Annotated in this window: 15 protein-coding genes, 3 tRNA genes and 1 riboswitch; of the genes, 12 read left to right on the top strand and 6 right to left on the bottom strand. The window is 56.4% G+C overall.

Annotated features, from left to right (window positions below; all coding sequences use genetic code 11):
• Window position 1: 1 nt before the first annotated feature.
• Window positions 2-703 (top strand): orotidine-5'-phosphate decarboxylase, encoded by a 702-nt coding sequence (gene pyrF / locus AB5Z09_RS07195; RefSeq protein WP_042083286.1) that lies wholly within the window; start codon window positions 2-4, stop codon window positions 701-703.
• Here pyrF and rrtA read toward each other — a convergent pair.
• Window positions 678-1,271 (bottom strand): rhombosortase, encoded by a 594-nt coding sequence (rrtA, locus tag AB5Z09_RS07200; protein ID WP_236302585.1) that lies wholly within the window; start codon window positions 1,269-1,271, stop codon window positions 678-680. The genes pyrF and rrtA overlap by 26 nt on opposite strands.
• Here rrtA and AB5Z09_RS07205 point away from each other — a divergent pair.
• The 5 genes from AB5Z09_RS07205 (at window position 1,270) to AB5Z09_RS07225 (ending at window position 4,158) form a co-directional block, all read left to right on the top strand.
• A complete protein-coding gene (locus tag AB5Z09_RS07205; RefSeq protein WP_236302586.1) occupies window positions 1,270-1,893 on the top strand; it encodes a tRNA-uridine aminocarboxypropyltransferase in 624 nt (207 codons plus the stop codon). The two genes, rrtA and AB5Z09_RS07205, sit on opposite strands and share 2 nt — an antisense overlap.
• A gap of 20 nt (window positions 1,894-1,913) precedes the next feature.
• A complete protein-coding gene (gene queC, locus AB5Z09_RS07210; protein WP_368194944.1) occupies window positions 1,914-2,621 on the top strand; it encodes a 7-cyano-7-deazaguanine synthase QueC in 708 nt (235 codons plus the stop codon).
• A gap of 61 nt (window positions 2,622-2,682) precedes the next feature.
• Window positions 2,683-3,354 (top strand): 7-carboxy-7-deazaguanine synthase QueE, encoded by a 672-nt coding sequence (gene queE / locus AB5Z09_RS07215; protein WP_019444695.1) that lies wholly within the window; start codon window positions 2,683-2,685, stop codon window positions 3,352-3,354.
• 1 nt (window position 3,355) lies between these two features.
• Window positions 3,356-3,586: a DUF3820 family protein gene (locus AB5Z09_RS07220; RefSeq protein WP_005337126.1), complete on the top strand. Its 231-nt coding sequence runs from the start codon at window positions 3,356-3,358 to the stop codon at window positions 3,584-3,586.
• Window positions 3,583-4,158: a cob(I)yrinic acid a,c-diamide adenosyltransferase gene (locus AB5Z09_RS07225; protein ID WP_201938057.1), complete on the top strand. Its 576-nt coding sequence runs from the start codon at window positions 3,583-3,585 to the stop codon at window positions 4,156-4,158. The genes AB5Z09_RS07220 and AB5Z09_RS07225 overlap by 4 nt, the downstream gene beginning before the upstream one ends.
• Before the next feature lie 69 nt (window positions 4,159-4,227).
• On the opposite strand, the gene AB5Z09_RS07230 is transcribed toward AB5Z09_RS07225, so the two are convergent.
• Window positions 4,228-4,632, bottom strand: coding sequence for an H-NS family nucleoid-associated regulatory protein (locus AB5Z09_RS07230; protein ID WP_005359895.1), 405 nt, complete (start codon window positions 4,630-4,632; stop codon window positions 4,228-4,230).
• Between the two features lie 302 nt (window positions 4,633-4,934).
• A riboswitch (Lysine riboswitch) is annotated at window positions 4,935-5,106 on the top strand.
• An 88-nt stretch (window positions 5,107-5,194) separates the two neighbouring features.
• On the opposite strand from AB5Z09_RS07230, the gene AB5Z09_RS07235 reads away from it, so the two are divergent.
• Window positions 5,195-6,775 carry a Na+/H+ antiporter NhaC family protein gene (locus AB5Z09_RS07235; protein WP_231721321.1) on the top strand — a complete coding sequence of 527 codons (1,581 nt, stop codon included), beginning with the start codon at window positions 5,195-5,197 and terminating at the stop codon, window positions 6,773-6,775.
• A gap of 91 nt (window positions 6,776-6,866) precedes the next feature.
• The gene (locus tag AB5Z09_RS07240) at window positions 6,867-7,448 is read left to right on the top strand and encodes a thymidine kinase (protein WP_005351181.1); all 582 of its coding nucleotides are present in this window, start codon (window positions 6,867-6,869) and stop codon (window positions 7,446-7,448) included.
• A gap of 80 nt (window positions 7,449-7,528) precedes the next feature.
• Here the strand turns inward: AB5Z09_RS07240 and AB5Z09_RS07245 are convergent, their stop codons facing one another.
• The gene (locus AB5Z09_RS07245) at window positions 7,529-8,866 is read right to left on the bottom strand and encodes a flavohemoglobin expression-modulating QEGLA motif protein (protein ID WP_129503867.1); all 1,338 of its coding nucleotides are present in this window, start codon (window positions 8,864-8,866) and stop codon (window positions 7,529-7,531) included.
• A gap of 158 nt (window positions 8,867-9,024) precedes the next feature.
• Between AB5Z09_RS07245 and AB5Z09_RS07250 the strand changes: the two genes are divergently transcribed.
• The 3 genes from AB5Z09_RS07250 (at window position 9,025) to AB5Z09_RS07260 (ending at window position 11,100) form a co-directional block, all read left to right on the top strand.
• Entirely contained in the window at window positions 9,025-9,480 is a 456-nt protein-coding gene (locus AB5Z09_RS07250) for a YbjN domain-containing protein (RefSeq protein ID WP_005337119.1), read from the top strand.
• Window positions 9,481-9,615: 135 nt separating this feature from the next.
• Window positions 9,616-9,703: transfer RNA gene (locus tag AB5Z09_RS07255), tRNA-Ser, on the top strand.
• A 542-nt stretch (window positions 9,704-10,245) separates the two neighbouring features.
• Complete coding sequence (locus AB5Z09_RS07260; protein WP_368194945.1) at window positions 10,246-11,100, top strand: tyrosine-type recombinase/integrase; 855 nt, start codon at window positions 10,246-10,248, stop codon at window positions 11,098-11,100.
• 17 nt (window positions 11,101-11,117) lie between these two features.
• On the opposite strand, the gene AB5Z09_RS07265 is transcribed toward AB5Z09_RS07260, so the two are convergent.
• The 3 genes from AB5Z09_RS07265 to AB5Z09_RS07275 all read right to left on the bottom strand — a co-directional run bounded on the left by AB5Z09_RS07265 (window position 11,118) and on the right by AB5Z09_RS07275 (window position 12,710).
• Window positions 11,118-11,812 (bottom strand): IS1 family transposase gene (locus AB5Z09_RS07265; protein ID WP_368194947.1). Its coding sequence is split into 2 segments (ribosomal slippage): window positions 11,118-11,566 and window positions 11,566-11,812, totalling 696 coding nucleotides; the frame shifts between segments, so codons are not numbered across the junction.
• Window positions 11,813-12,554: 742 nt separating this feature from the next.
• A tRNA-Asn gene (locus AB5Z09_RS07270) sits at window positions 12,555-12,630 on the bottom strand.
• A 4-nt stretch (window positions 12,631-12,634) separates the two neighbouring features.
• A tRNA-Asn gene (locus AB5Z09_RS07275) sits at window positions 12,635-12,710 on the bottom strand.
• 487 nt (window positions 12,711-13,197) lie between these two features.
• Here AB5Z09_RS07275 and dauA point away from each other — a divergent pair.
• Entirely contained in the window at window positions 13,198-14,934 is a 1,737-nt protein-coding gene (dauA, locus tag AB5Z09_RS07280; RefSeq protein WP_368194946.1) for a C4-dicarboxylic acid transporter DauA, read from the top strand.
• Window positions 14,935-15,198 lie beyond the last annotated feature (264 nt).

Raw genomic sequence — 15,198 nt, forward strand, 5'->3', positions numbered from 1 at the left:
GATGCAAGATCCCAAAGTACTGGTAGCGCTGGATTATCAGCACGAGGCAGATGCCTTAGCGTTCGTTGAACGTATCTCTCCGGCCCAGTGCCGTCTCAAGGTAGGCAAGGAGATGTTTACCCTGTTTGGCCCGCAGTTCGTACGCCAGCTAGTGGCCAAGGGATTCGATGTCTTTCTGGATCTGAAGTTTCACGATATTCCCAATACTGTTGCCAAAGCCGTGGCAGCCAGTGCTGAGCTCGGTGTCTGGATGGTCAACGTGCATGCCAGTGGTGGTGAGCGGATGATGCGTGCCGCCAAAGAGGCGCTACTGCCTTATGGCGACAAGGCCCCCCTGCTTATCGGCGTGACCGTGCTGACCAGCATGGAGCAGTCCGACATGATCCCCCTCGGGTTGGATGTGAGCCCGGCCGAGCAGGTGATCCGGCTGGCTACCTTGACCAAAACATCCGGTCTGGATGGGGTGGTCTGCTCTGCCAACGAGGCCCATGAGTTGAAAGCCTTGCTGGGCGAAGATTTCAAGCTGGTGACCCCGGGTATTCGCCCGACCGGTTCAGCGGCCGGGGATCAGCGCCGGGTGATGACACCGAAAGCGGCGGTCGAGGCGGGGTCCGATTATCTGGTTATCGGTCGCCCGATTACGCAGGCTGCCGATCCGGCCGCCATGCTGGCCAGCATCAATGCCGAGCTGGCTGGTGCGTAACAGGCTCACTCAGTGATACGCGGTGCAGGCCGAGCAACAGGCCTGCACCGGCCCCGATAAGATGAGAGCCGATGTGTACCCTGGCATTGATCAGGGTGGATATCGGGCTCTCTCCTGCGTTGTAGAAGTCCATCGCCAGCTTGAGCCCCATCCCTGCCAACAGTAGCCAGCCCGATGTGCGGCGTCCGTGGCGGATATCCTGCATTGCCCCCCAGACAAACAGGCCATGCAGCGAGCCGGATAGCCCCATGTACCACTGGGTCTGCGGGCACCACCACCAGATCCCCAAGCCCACTGCCAACCAGAGCAGCAACATCAGCAGAGGCAGGCGAATCCCACCCAGATAGTCGCGAAACAGGCTATAGAGGATGGCGAGGCCGCCCAGATTGAGCAGCAGGTGCCACAGATTGGTATGAGCCAGATTGCCTGTTATGATCCGCCACCCTTCGCCCCCGGCGATCAAGGGCCGATCGAAGGAGAGCTGAAGATTGGGAACGGTAAAGAAGAGTAGCAAGCTGGTGAGAGAGAGCGTGATAACCCAGAGCAATCCAGATTTGTCTGACAACATGAAACAGTCCAACGACAAGAACAGTCGATACTGTACACGTTGCACCCGAGCCCTCAAAGCCTGCCTGTGCGATTATATTGTGCCGGTTGACAATCACACGCCCCTCTACATCTTGCAGCACCCCAACGAGGTGGCACATCCCAAGGGGACTGCGGCGCTGCTGGCGGCCTCTTTGCAACAGTGCGAGATCCATGTGGGGGAGGACTTTTCCCGCGATGAGTGGCTCAATGGGTTGCTTGTAGATCCTTCCCGTCGCTGCTATCTACTCTGGCCGGATGAGGATGCCATTTCGCTGACCGATCTTCGCCAACAGCGGGAGAGTGAATCCTCTGGCAAAACGTCCATCGCCTTTATCTTGCTCGACGGCACCTGGCGCAAAGCCTATCGCATGTTGCAGAGCAACCCGGCGCTGGCCCGCTTGCCCCGCATCGGCATTGGTGCCATTGCCGGTCAATATGCCATTCGCAAGAAACCCTTTCCCGATGCCCTCTCTACCATAGAGGCGGGCTATCACCTCTTGTCCCGGTGGGAGGGGAGGCCGGAGCACTATGCGCCCTTGCTGACCCTGTTTAACCGGTTGAATACCCAGTGGCAGGACTTTGCCGAAGGCCGCCGCGCGTGACATTTGAAGGAGTTATCAAGATGAAAAAAGCAGTCGTGGTTTTCAGTGGCGGTCAGGACAGCACCACCTGTCTGGTACAGGCATTGGCTCAGTATGATGAAGTGCACGCCATCACCTTCGACTATGGCCAGCGCCATCGGGAAGAGATCGACACCGCGCGCCGTCTGGGCAGTGCTCTGGGGATCGCCGCCCACAAGGTGATGGATGTGACGCTGCTCAATGAGCTGGCGGTCTCTGCCCTGACCCGTGACGACATCCCGGTCAGCTGTGAGCTGCAGGATAATGGCCTGCCCAACACCTTCGTGCCGGGTCGCAATATCCTGTTCCTGACCCTGGCTTCCATCTATGCCTATCAGGTGGGCGCCGAAGCGGTGATCACCGGTGTCTGCGAGACCGACTTCTCCGGCTATCCCGATTGCCGTGACGAGTTCGTCAAGGCCCTCAATCAGGCGGTGTCGCTGGGGTTGGATCGCGGCATCCGTTTTGAAACTCCCTTGATGTGGCTCGACAAGGCCGAGACCTGGGCTCTGGCGGATCACTATGGTCACCTCGACACGGTGCGCCAGCAGACCCTGACCTGCTACAACGGCATTGCCGGTGACGGTTGCGGCACGTGTCCTGCGTGTGAACTGCGCAGTCGCGGCCTGAACAACTATCTGGCCGACAAGGCGGGCATCATGGTCAGACTGTTTGAGAAAACCGGGCTGGGTGAGAAAAGCGCAGAGTGAGCCTGCGTCTTGCCGTGGCTTGGGGTATAATCCGCGACTTTTGCAACAAGCCGTGATCGAGATGCACTACCCAATCAACGAGATTTTCCAGACCATCCAGGGGGAGGGCATCTTTACCGGCCTGCCCGCCATCTTTGTTCGCCTGCAGGGTTGCCCGGTGGGCTGCCCCTGGTGCGATACCCGTCATACCTGGGTTGTTGATCCGGCTCGTGAAGTGGGCAAGGCTGCGGTGCTGGATCGCTCCAACGAATCCGATTGTTGGAGCCAACTTAGCACCGCGCAGATTATCAAGAGCTTTACCGACCTGGGTTATCAGGCGCGCCATGTGGTGATCACCGGTGGCGAGCCCTGCCTCTACGATCTGCACGAACTCTCGTCAGCCCTGCTGGCGGCGGGTTATCAGGTGCAGATTGAAACCAGTGGCACCAGCGAGATCAAGACCCATGAGCAGACCTGGGTGACCGTCTCCCCCAAAATTGGCATGAAAGGGGGGCTGCCTGTGCTGGTCTCGGCGCTGGAGCGGGCCAACGAGATCAAGCATCCGGTGGCCACCGAGCACCATATTGAAGAGCTGGATACGCTGCTCGCTACTGCTACCCTGCGCCCTGATGTGGTCATTGCCTTGCAGCCGATCAGCCAGAAGCCAAGGGCCACCCAATTGGCGATGGATACCTGTATCGCGCGTAACTGGCGACTCTCAATCCAGACTCATAAATATCTGGATATCGATTAATATGGATTGGCTATCCGACGAACAGGTACTGCTGACCCTGACCAACAAGATGCCTTACGGTAAATATCAGGGGCGGCGTATCATCGATATTCCAGAGCCCTATCTGGTGTGGATGGCGCGCAGCGGTTTTCCGGCGGGTAAATTGGGCCAGACGCTGGCGTTGGCTTACGAAATCAAACTCAATGGACTTGAGTCCATGATTATTCCCATTATTAACAGGATGTCGGTATGAGAATATATACGAGGCAGGGCGATAAGGGCATGACCCGGCTGGCCGATGGTATCCCATTGCCCAAGGATCATTTGCGGGTCGAGACCTACGGTTATATCGATGAGCTCAACTCCCATATTGGCTTGCTGATTTGTGATGTGCCGTCGCAAGAGATCGGTTTATTGGCTGATTTACAGCTGTTGCAACAGGAGTTGTTTGATCTGGGGGGGGAGTTGGCATTTTCCAGCGACGCCCAGAATGAATCAATTTGGCAAGTTAATGCCGCCTGGACCACTCGCCTTGAACAGCAGATAGATCGTTATAGTGAGCCATTGCCGCCGCTGCGCCAATTTATATTGCCCGGTGGTTCCCGTGCCGCGGCGCAAGCACATGTGGTGCGCACTCTGGTGCGTCATTGCGAGCGCTTGCTGCTGACATTGAGCCGGGAAGAGCGGGTCAATCCCGAGGTGCTGCCCTATCTGAACCGGATGAGTGACTGGTTCTTTACCGTTGCCCGCTATCTCATCTGCGTAGCAGGGTATCGTGAAGTGCTGTGGGTCAAGGCAGCAGATCGCCCGCAATCGGCTATCTGATATTTCACGTTTAAGCGGCAATAAAAAACCTCGCCTTGGCGAGGTTTTTTATTAGCAACGCAAGAGCTGTCAGATAGCAAAATCTTCCAGTGATTTGCCTGCTGCCACTGCGCTGGCAATAGCCGAAGGCATACGGCCCTGGCCGGTCCAAGTTTTCTCTACGCCATTATCCTGATAGCGATATTTGGCAGGACGTGGCGCCCGCTTGGCTTTTTCTGATTTGCCGGGGTTGGTGGCGACCGCGCTTACCAATTCTGCCGGGTCAATACCGGCGGCTTTCAGCATTTCGCTATATTCGTTAATTTTCCGCAGATGCTCTTCACGGGCCTGGCGCTCGGCAGCTTCATCCTGCTGACGTTCAGCAACGATAGTAGAGAGTTTTTCCAGTGCCTCTTCCAGTTGTTCCAGAGAAAGTTCGCGGCAGGTCGCACGCAGACTGCGGATATTAAGCAGTACCTTTAAAAATTCATTCATAGGAGTTACCACGTCGAGTCAGAGAAAAATATTATGTTCCAGCTGATTCTTGCTTGGCGATTTAAATAAGTCAAGCCGGGTTAAATATAATATCCGTGGGGAACATCAATACAGATATTTAATATGGCCTGCAATAGGCTTGGAGATTGGATGCCAATGAAACCGCAGTAGGTGAAAATAGCGTCAAAACAGGCGTTGTTGCATCATTTGACTACCATTTTTCGACCTTGATATGTTTATCGTGACTATTTAATCAAAAAACTTGCTATAAGCTGCCATCTCGATAAAATGTGCGGCGAATACCTTTAAGTAGAGGCGCGCTGCCTATGAGTATTTGTGCGGAGGGTGATGCCTGTGATGCACAAGGAAAGGAGTCAGCGCCGAAGTGGCCAGGCCATCATACCGGGCTGCTGGTTCTGCATCTAATAGGTGCAGGACTGCCATAGTCATCCACTATGGAGCGCTACCTGAAGGGGCTGAGGAGTATAACCTCCCCATAGGTTTTGTTTCTTTAGATCCTCTCGGTAGATCTCCACCTGTAATCTTTAGGTGCAAAGAGATCATGGACATTAGTCATTTCGCCGACTCCGGTTGGTCCGTTCTTCCCCCCCTGTTGGCTGTCGCGCTGGCGATCCTAACCCGCCGCGTACTGTTGTCCCTTGGTGTGGGCATCGTCACCGGCAGTTTGCTGCTCAATCAGTTTTCGCCCCTCGAATCCCTGCATTACATGTTGAATACCGTGCTCAAGATCTTCTGGGTCGATGGCGCGCTCAATCGTGACAACGTCAACATGATCCTGTTTATGCTGCTGCTGGGTGGCCTCATCAGCCTGATGAGCGTCTCCGGGGCGACCCGTGCCTTTGCCGAGTGGGCCGAGCGTCGTGCCAAGACCCGCAAGGGCGCCAAAGCCCTGACTGGCATGATGGTGTTTGCCTTCTTTATCGATGACTTCTTCCACAGCCTGTCGGTGGGGGCCATCTGCCGTCCGGTGACCGACCGCTTCCAGATCTCCCGTGCCAAACTGGCCTATCTGCTGGATTCCACCGCGGCGCCGGTCTGCGTGCTGATGCCCATCTCCTCCTGGGGCGCCTATATCATCGCCCTGGTTGGCGGCATCATGGCGGCCCACGGTCTGACCGAGCAGAGCCCCATCGCTGCGTTTGTCGAGATGATCCCGATGAACCTCTACGCCGTCTTCACCCTGATCATGGTGTTGGTGGTGATCGCCTGTCAGCTGGATATCGGCCCGATGCGTCAACACGAAGCGTGGGCGCTGGAAGGCAAGCTGTGGGATGAGTCCAAGGGCCGCCCCATCGGTCTGGATATGGAGAGCCCGGAAGAGAGCAACGGCGGCATGATCGACATGGTACTGCCGATCCTGACCCTGACCGCCGCCACCATCTATTTCATGATTGATTCCGGTGCTGCGGTGCTGAGCGAGAAAGGGCTGCCCTTCAGCGTGCTTGGCTCGTTCGAAAACACCAACGTCGGCTCTTCGCTGGTCTACGGTGCCCTGTGCAGTCTGGTGGTCTCCATCGGTCTGGCTATGCGCCTGAAGCTGGGTGCCAAGAACTGGATCAAGGCCGCGCCGCAAGGCGTCATGGCCATGCTGCCAGCCATCAACATCCTGCTGTTTGCCTGGACCATAGGTGCCGTGGTACGCGACGTGGAGACCGGCAAGTACCTGGCTTCGCTGGCTAACGGCAACCTGCCGATCGAAGTGCTACCTGCCGTGGTCTTTATCCTCTCCTGTGCCATGGCGTTTGCTACTGGTACCAGCTGGGGTACCTTCGGCATCATGCTGCCGCTGGCCGGTGACATGGCCGCCGCCAGCGACATCAGCCTGATGCTGCCGATGCTGGCTGCGGTACTGGCTGGCTCGGTGTTCGGGGATCACAGCTCACCCATCTCCAGCACCAGCATCCTCTCTGCCACCGGTGCCGGTTGCCATCACATCGATCACGTGATGACCCAGCTGCCCTATGCACTGGCCATCGCCTTCGGCGCGGCCATCGGTTACCTGGCGATGGGCTTGATGCACTCCAGCCTGGCCGGTTTCAGTGTCAGTGCCCTCTGGTTCGTGCTCTTTACCAGCTATCACCTGAAAAAGGCCAAAGCGCGGCCAGAGCTGGCCACCGCGTAACATTTATAGAGCAAGGGGCCCGCGGGCCCCTTGGTTTTGTCAGGGGCTTTGGTTAGCATGCGCCCCATAAATTCAGTTTCGGAACAGTATCATGGCTTCACTGCACTACAAATTTGCCACCATGAATTCAGGCAAATCCACCCAGCTCATTCAGGCGCACTTCAACTATCTGGAGCGGGGCATGCATCCTCTGGCGATGACGCCAGCCATCGATGACCGTTTCGGGGTCGGGGTGATCAGTGCCCGGGTTGGCCTTGAACTGAAGGTGGACGTGTTCAGCGACAGCTGCGATCTGTTTGAAATGGTGAAAGCGCGCCATGCGAAGAAACATATCGATGTTTTCATCGTGGACGAGGCCCAGTTCCTGACCCGTGAGCAGGTCTACCAGCTGGCCCGCATCGTCGATGAGCAGGATATTCCGGTGATGGCCTATGGCCTCAAGACCGATTTTCGCGGTGAGCTGTTCCCCGGTTCCTACCATCTGCTCTGTCTGGCCGACAAGTTTGAAGAGCTGAAGAGCATCTGCTGGTGTGGCAACAAGGCTCACATGAACTCCCGGGTCAACGAAGCGGGGCAGGTGATGCGTGATGGCGAACAGGTGGAGATCGGCGGCAACGATCGCTATGTATCGCTCTGTCGCAAACACTATCTCGAAGGTCGGGCCTACAAGTAATTCGGCTGCGATATTTGAATCGTCGAGCAGGGCGCCAATCTGGCGCCCTTTTTATTTTCCCCAACTTCTATCGCTGTGGTTCAGTCGATCTCGATATCCACCGGCGCAATGATGGGGTCGGCCACCGGCAGGCGTTGAAACAGCTGGCGAAAATGGTGCTGTACCCGGCCGATATCCACCAGCGACATGCCGGAGGCAAAACCGAACCAGACATAGAGCCCGGTGAGATCGCGAAACATCGGCGGCAAATAGCGGGGAGCGGCGATCAGCCCCTCCAGATAGTGCTGATAGAGCACCGGAATGTCATCCAGTGTCACCTTGCCGACAAACAGCATTGGCAGGATCTCGGGCACCCCTTCCAGCACGGCGCTGCGGATAAAGTTGACCGTCTCCACATAGCCACGCACGTAGGAGAGATCCTTGGTAAAGCAGGCGCCGCCGTCCACCATGCCGCCACGAAAAACCCGCTGGGTGATCTTGTAGGCGTCGTGCTCGCTGGTGCCCTGCTGCACGAAGTGCTGAAACACCTCGATAAAATCGGCGCCGCGCTCGGCCATGTCGATGGCCATCACCCGATCGGAAATGCGCTTGGCCCGATCCGGAAAGGAGCTGAAGGTGAGGGTCTCTATCAGGACAGCCAGCCCCTCCTGACAGGCGGTGATCCGCGGTGAACCGGCGCTCAGCCAGGTGGCATAAGGCTGCTGGCGACCGTTGAGGGTGGTGCCGACATGGACCCACCCCTCGTGTACCTCCAGCACCTGCAAGTCCAGCTCGGAGAAACGGGCGTGGGAGTTGAGCTTGATGTAGTCGCCACCGGCAGCGGCATCGGAGACAATCCCATCGCTCAGCTTCACCTGCACAGTGCCGTCACTGAAGTAGCTCGACAGCTTGCCCTGCAGTTTGGCGACCGCGGCCTCTCCTTCGAACTCCTTGGGGTAGGGGCGCACCAGATGGCGCGCGCCGGGCAGGGAGAAGATATCGCACAGGCGGGCGCCCAGCTCCTTGAGAGTCTTGCGATCCCCGCGCAGGTGATCGCTGGCAGAGCCATAAAGCAGCTGGCTGTAACGCTGAAAATCGGGTTGGCCCCGCTGGCGCAGCATCTCGATCACCACCATGTACTGATCGACCGTCTCTTGCAGGATCCGGCCAAGATCGTCCTGTGGCCCCAGTTTTCTGCGGATCCGGTCCCGCAGCTCTTTGAGCTCCAGATACTTGTTGCGCGGATCGAAGCCGAGGGGGAGGGCATCATAGAAGTGCCTGTCGATAGCGGGCAGCTCCCTGCCACCGCTTGCCAGAAAGCGATCCTGCAGATGGCGTGGCCATTTGATGGCATCCAGAATGCGGATGGGTTTTTGCAGGGTGAGCAGCTCATCCGAGAGTGATTTCAGATGAAGGCGATACTTTTCTTGGATAGTCATGGGGCCCCCTGTGGGGCAAGCGTCATCGTGGATTTGGCTGAGTATATGCATAGCGCTTGCCAAAAAGAAGCGAGCCGCAGGGTTATCGGGTTGGCGTGCTTTTTGTTGATAGCAAATTGGTTTAGACTGCGCCCCTTGATCCCAATCTTGTCGTGGAAATGATGAATATCCCCAGCTCCGAAATGATAATGCGTTGGTTGCAACAGGCTCGTATCGAGCACTATGTCTGCGACCAGTGTCACGGTATCCACATTGTCTCTTTGCAGTCGGTCGATGGTATTCAGGAGAGCCGGATCTTCGTGGAAGAGGAAGGCCTGCTGTTCTCCTCCGAGCTGGAAGTGCGCCCCTCCGCAATGCTGCCGCTGGTTGCCGAACTGGGCCGACTCAATATGCAGTACCCCTCCCTCAAGGTGTTCCTCGATATCATCGATGACAACCTGCCGCGGCTGGTGGTCGGCCACACCGTCTTTACCAAGGCCGGACTCAGCGTCGAGCAGTTCCTGTTGTTCGTGCAAAGCACCATCGCTGCCACCCACGAACTGGTTGCCGAATGCGAACGTTCCGGCTTCCTCAACCTGCCGGAAATCCAGGTTGCACCGGAATCTGTGCATTAAGTGTTCGAACGGTTCGCCAGGTGAAAAAAAGCCGTTGACGCGGGCGGGGCTTTCCCCTAAATTACGCCCCGTTCCAGCGCAACAGCGCAGCGAACGCCGTGTTGGCTGAACACGTTAAACCACAGACCAAAATTTGGTGAGGTGTCCGAGTGGCTGAAGGAGCACGCCTGGAAAGTGTGTATACGGCAACGTATCGAGGGTTCGAATCCCTCCCTCACCGCCAAATATAACCCGTTGAATTTCAACGGGTTTTTTCATTTCTAGACTTACGTGATTTTTTTCCTGGATCAACTGGGTGGAACAATCATGTATCTGAGTAAAAATGCCTCCGGCACCTACTACACTCGGCTTCCCTTGCCCAAGATTTTGCGTGACCGAGGCTTGCCCTTCGCTATCCGTACTTCCCTTTGCACCAAAGATCGCCGAGTCGCCGTAGATAGAAATCTGGCTGTGGCAGCTCGAACTCGCGCACTTATCGCGGCTACCCCTGCGGATACTTCCCCCCGCAGTTTCTATCGCTGGATCCGCGCCGATCTAGACGCGTTCAAAGTTGCGGGGTTCATCCCTCCTCAAACACCTTCCACACCTCGTGAACTTTCTGTTGATGCCTCAGCTTGCCCCAGCAGTGGGATCACGCTCACCCACGCACTGGCTAGATTCATCGAGACTAAAACCAGTGAGGGGATCCAGCATAAGTCGGTGGGCCAGCTCCAACTTCGGATCAACGCCTTCGTCACCTAGGCCAAAGGGGTCAAAGTCGATGAGGTGACGCCCGCGCTAGCACAAGAATATCGCAACGGCTTGCTGCGTAAGGCCGACATCAGTTTCAAAACCAAGACCGATTATTTGGCTGCCCTGAAACAGTTCTTCCGTTGGTGCGTGGCACTGGACTATTGCAGTCGTAACCCATTCGATGGGCTGACGGCAGGTAAAAAGCCGAACAAACGGGCGGATGAGGAGCGAGTGCGTTGGTATCGCCCTCAACTGGCTCAGCTGTTTGCCAGCCTGCGCAGCAAACAATCCCAGAAAGGTAAAAAATTGAAAATCCAGGACTGGTGGGTACCGCTCTTGTGCCTGTACGCAGGGCTGCGTCCCTCTGAGGCCTGTCAGCTCAAAACTCACAACATCAAACAGGTCGAGGGGATTTGGTGTTTGGTGGTCGATGCGGGAGAGGCGGATCAACAGCTCAAAACTGCCAATGCGTACCGTACCGAGCCACTGCACAGTGCGTTGATCGGACATCAATTCCTGGACTATGTGGAGAGTCGTCGCAGTCAAGGGAAAGTATTTTTGTTCGATGACCAACCATCAGGCAAAGATGACGACTGGGCGCATAACATCACCTGTCGCTTCCAACGCCACCTCAATGATGCTGGCATCGTAGGTCAGGGTCGCCCCACCATTTACGGGATGAGACACTCGTTTATCGATGAGCTGCAACAGGCGGACGTTGCTGAGCATATTGTGGCCGAACTTGCGGGACACAGTAAAAATGGCCTGACGTTTGGGCGCTACGGCAAGCGACTAGGTATTGCGTTGCTGCGAGAAAAAATCGAGTTAATCCCCCAGCGATTTAGTCGATTTTTGAATATCAGGCGAAATAGGCATTTGAGTGGGTGAGGTGGTAATGCCTCCAATCAGTTGAAATGGTGCCTTTCTATAAAGGCACCAATCACTTTCTCGTGGAGCTCAACGGAACGAGAGAAGCAGATGGTCTTGCGAGCCAATCGCTTGATGCGCGTTCTGAGCGTCAGGTTGTTACGCTCGATACGCTGGGTGAATATCTTCCCGGTCAGATGCATCTCGCTCGGCACCTCTCTGGCATAGCTTCCCCAGTCATCACTGGTGATAAAGCCAATCTGGAACGGAGAAAGCAGGCTCAGCAAGCGACGGCATGTCTCATCGTTGCGTGGGCCAAAGGTATAGGCCACGACTCGTTTTCTCTTGGTATCAAAGGCATACCAAAGCCAATGTCGATGCTGTTTATTGCCGACATAGGCCCACTGTTCATCAAGTTCACAGATAAGCGCCACGTCATCGAGCACCACCTTTTCGGAGGTTACTTGCCTTGGGGTGAGTTTTTTAGGGCGCGTCTGACGGTGTTGATGCCAATCTTGAGGACGCGAGCAGTATCACGAACACCTGAGCCGTTGAACGCCATATCAACAATCTTGTCTTTGACGCCAGGCTTGCGGGCTTCATAGGTGTAGGTGAGCTGAAACACGTGCGGACAGACGGGGCAACGATAGCGAACATGGCCGGAAGGGGTCTTCCCATGGCGATATACGTGGTCAGAGTTGCAACGAGGGCAGTGAACGGGGATGGATGCCATGAAGCTATGAGTCTCAAAGGCACCCATCATATCAGCTCAACCGATCGGAGGCATTACCTACTCATTTAATATATTTTTTAAATATTATCATCGTTCACTACCCCCCTCTAAATTTATAAGATTACTATAAATCGACGAGTAAAAATGTGAATTGCATCATGACTAAAAATTATTTTAGTCAATACTACTGCACCTGAGATGAAAATGTAAGCGTTCAGCCGACGATCGCGTCAGCGTGACGACCCGTCACCTCGTCGGCATCGACGCGACTTTGCACAACTCCTGGCAAACTCAGCTACAGCCCAAGCGACCGGATATGCCCCAGAGGCTGCTCCGGTCTTGCCCGCTAACCATTCCTCTTCCCTTGCCCTTCCTTAGCGTTTCCATCTTTCAATCTGTGTTATCTCCACACCAGAGCCACTTGCTCCGGTCTAAACATCCCCATGGTCTCCCGGCAGAAAGACCGGAAACTGTGACCAGAGGGTTTTTCTGGGGGCATTAACGTCAGGGGAGGAGATGAATTCTGGTTTGGGCTAGATCGTGACCCATTCACCAGCTGAGCTGACCGGATAGGGACCGGAGTAATCGTCAGTCGAATTTGAGTTGAGAGAAAACAGGGAGAGTGGAGCGTTCACTGCGAGGGGAATGTGGCAGAGCAAGCGGTGAGAGGTAGCTGACTCAGCTTGAAACAATGGAGAGATGGATACGAAAAAGCCCAGCCATAAGGCTGGGCTTTAGAAGATGGCTCCCTCGACAGGACTTGAACCTGTGACATACGGATTAACAGTCCGCCGTTCTACCGACTGAACTACGAGGGAAAAGTGGCTCCTCCTACTGGACTTGAACCAGTGACATACGGATTAACAGTCCGCCGTTCTACCGACTGAACTAAGGAGGAATTGCCTGTCTCGTTAAGACGGGGCGAATATTAATGACCAGGGCGGCGGGTGTCAACCCGCGAATTTCCCGAAAACCGGATTTTCGGACTGTTTGCCCAAAAGTTGCGCTTTGCGGTTTATTTTCAGCACAATCAGTCCCTTGCCATCACCTTGGCGAACTGATGCAGGGGACATTGGTTCGGTTCGCATCAACTTGATGATGACAGCATGATGTCGCGAACGTGCTGGCAATCCGGTGAGGCTCAAATGGTAATCTTTGTGGCTAAAAGGGGGAGAGCTGGAGTCAAGATCGGCGATTTGGCGGCAAATAGGCCAAATAATGGGTGAGCGCGCGTTTCATTGATCCTGCCCATCGAAAAAATGGCCCGTCTGGAGTAAGGTTACGCAGGATACCATCGCCGCGTCGACAGCCCTGCCGGCCCTTGATGATGATCGGGCGCCGGATCTCTCCGGCCTTTATCTCCCTCTTCTGGTATTACGATATACATGCACAAGCAAGCCTCTTTAAATAGCGTGAAGCTCGCCATAGCCTTACGCCAGTCCTGTATTGATGAACCCTACAGCATGGCCCGCTTCGGCCGTGATCTTATCGCCGGTGTGACGGTGGGCATCATCGCCATCCCGCTCGCCATGGCGCTGGCCATCGCCAGCGGTGTACCGCCGCAACACGGTCTCTATACCGCCATCATCGCCGGTATCGTGATCGCCGTGACCGGTGGCTCCCGTTACTCCATCTCCGGCCCGACCGCTGCCTTTGTAGTGATCCTCTACCCGGTCGCCCAGCAGTTCGGGGTTGGTGGTCTGTTGATGGCGACGCTCATCTCCGGCCTCTTTCTGGTGGCGATGGGGATGGCCCGTCTTGGCCGCCTTATCGAGTACATTCCCCCGTCAGTGACGCTGGGCTTTACCGGTGGTATCGCCATCGTGATCGCCACCTTGCAGGTCAAGGACTTCTTCGGCCTGAGCGTGCCCGAGATGCCGGAAACCTATCTGGGCAAGGTCGAAGCGCTGGCCGCCGCTCTGCCAACCTGGCAGTGGGGCGATACCCTGGTGGGGGTCGCAACGCTGGCCGTGCTGCTGCTCTGGCCGCGCCTGCGTCTGCCGGTGCCCGGCCACCTGCCCGCGGTGCTGGTCGGGGTAGGTCTGGGTTTTGGCCTCCATTACTTTGGGGTGGATGTGGCCACCATCGGCAGCAAGTTCAGCTATACCCTGGCCGATGGCACCCAGGGGATGGGGATCCCGCCCATCGCGCCGACCCTGGTGATGCCCTGGGCCTTGCCCGGACCGGATGGCTTGCCGGTTGAATGGAACCTGGCGGCTGTTGAGCGGCTGCTGCCTGCCGCCTTCTCCATGGCGATGCTGGGGGCGATCGAGTCGCTGCTCTGCGCTGTGGTGCTGGATGGCATGACCGGTCGCAAACACAGCTCCAACGCCGAACTGGTGGGGCAGGGGCTTGGCAACATCTTCGCCCCCTTCTTTGGCGGTATTACCGCTACCGCCGCCATCGCCCGCTCTGCCGCCAACGTGCGTGCCGGCGCTACGTCCCCCGTCTCGGGGATCGTTCATGCGCTGGTGGTGCTGGCCGCCATTCTGGTGCTGGCCCCCTGGCTCTCCTGGTTGCCGCTCTCGGCCATGGCTGCCTTGCTGCTCATCGTGGCCTGGAACATGAGTGAAGCGCACAAGGTGGTGGAGCTGATCCGACGCGCGCCCAAATCCGATGTGCTGGTGCTGCTGGTCTGCCTGTCACTCACTGTCATTTTCGACATGGTTATCGCCATTACCTTCGGGGTGATCCTGGCTTCCCTGCTCTTTATGCGCGAAATCGCCAAGATGACCAAACTGCACGACTTGGCCGAGCACAAACGCTATGCCCATGAGGTGCCGGACAGCGGCCTGCTCTACAAGATCAACGGCCCGCTCTTCTTCGCCGCGGCCGAACGGGTCTTTGCCGAGCTGGAAGCGCAAGTGAAAGGACACAAGGTGCTGGTGTTGCAGATGGAGGCGGTTTCCATCCTCGATGCGGGCGGCCTGTCTGCCTTCCTCCACTTTGGCAAGCAGATGGCTAAAGCCGGTGTCGAGTTGCGGGTGGCCGAGTTGCAGTTCCAGCCGCTCAAGACTCTGGCCCGCGCCAAGGTGCGGCCGCAGCCCGGCAAGCTGGAATTCTACGGCTCGCTGGAAGAGGCGCTCAAAGGTGAACATTTGCACGAAGCTGCAGTAAATTGATTGAAAGGGATACGAAACGGCATGTTTTTGGTCACTTGGTTCGGATATTGAGCAAACAAACGCAAAAAGTAAAAAATTGCATTGACCAAAAGCCATCGTATCCCTTACATTACGCCCCGTTCCAGCGCAACAGCGCAGCGAATACCGTGTTGGCTGAACACGTTAAACAACAGACCAAAATTTGGTGAGGTGTCCGAGTGGCTGAAGGAGCACGCCTGGAAAGTGTGTATACGGCAACGTATCGAGGGTTCGAATCCCTCCCTC

Origin of the sequence: Aeromonas sp. R2-2 (assembly GCF_040908355.1) — a bacterium.
Taxonomy (GTDB): domain Bacteria; phylum Pseudomonadota; class Gammaproteobacteria; order Enterobacterales; family Aeromonadaceae; genus Aeromonas; species Aeromonas veronii.

Coding starts and splice junctions, on each gene's coding strand:
- queC (WP_368194944.1), top strand. CDS start 1,914: ATGAAAAAAGCAGTCGTGGTTTTCAGTGGCGGTCAGGACAGCACCACC.
- AB5Z09_RS07205 (WP_236302586.1), top strand. CDS start 1,270: ATGAAACAGTCCAACGACAAGAACAGTCGATACTGTACACGTTGCACC.
- AB5Z09_RS07225 (WP_201938057.1), top strand. CDS start 3,583: ATGAGAATATATACGAGGCAGGGCGATAAGGGCATGACCCGGCTGGCC.
- queE (WP_019444695.1), top strand. CDS start 2,683: ATGCACTACCCAATCAACGAGATTTTCCAGACCATCCAGGGGGAGGGC.
- AB5Z09_RS07220 (WP_005337126.1), top strand. CDS start 3,356: ATGGATTGGCTATCCGACGAACAGGTACTGCTGACCCTGACCAACAAG.
- dauA (WP_368194946.1), top strand. CDS start 13,198: ATGCACAAGCAAGCCTCTTTAAATAGCGTGAAGCTCGCCATAGCCTTA.
- pyrF (WP_042083286.1), top strand. CDS start 2: ATGCAAGATCCCAAAGTACTGGTAGCGCTGGATTATCAGCACGAGGCA.
- AB5Z09_RS07240 (WP_005351181.1), top strand. CDS start 6,867: ATGGCTTCACTGCACTACAAATTTGCCACCATGAATTCAGGCAAATCC.
- rrtA (WP_236302585.1), bottom strand. CDS start 1,271: ATGTTGTCAGACAAATCTGGATTGCTCTGGGTTATCACGCTCTCTCTC.
- AB5Z09_RS07230 (WP_005359895.1), bottom strand. CDS start 4,632: ATGAATGAATTTTTAAAGGTACTGCTTAATATCCGCAGTCTGCGTGCG.
- AB5Z09_RS07250 (WP_005337119.1), top strand. CDS start 9,025: ATGATGAATATCCCCAGCTCCGAAATGATAATGCGTTGGTTGCAACAG.
- AB5Z09_RS07235 (WP_231721321.1), top strand. CDS start 5,195: ATGGACATTAGTCATTTCGCCGACTCCGGTTGGTCCGTTCTTCCCCCC.
- AB5Z09_RS07245 (WP_129503867.1), bottom strand. CDS start 8,866: ATGACTATCCAAGAAAAGTATCGCCTTCATCTGAAATCACTCTCGGAT.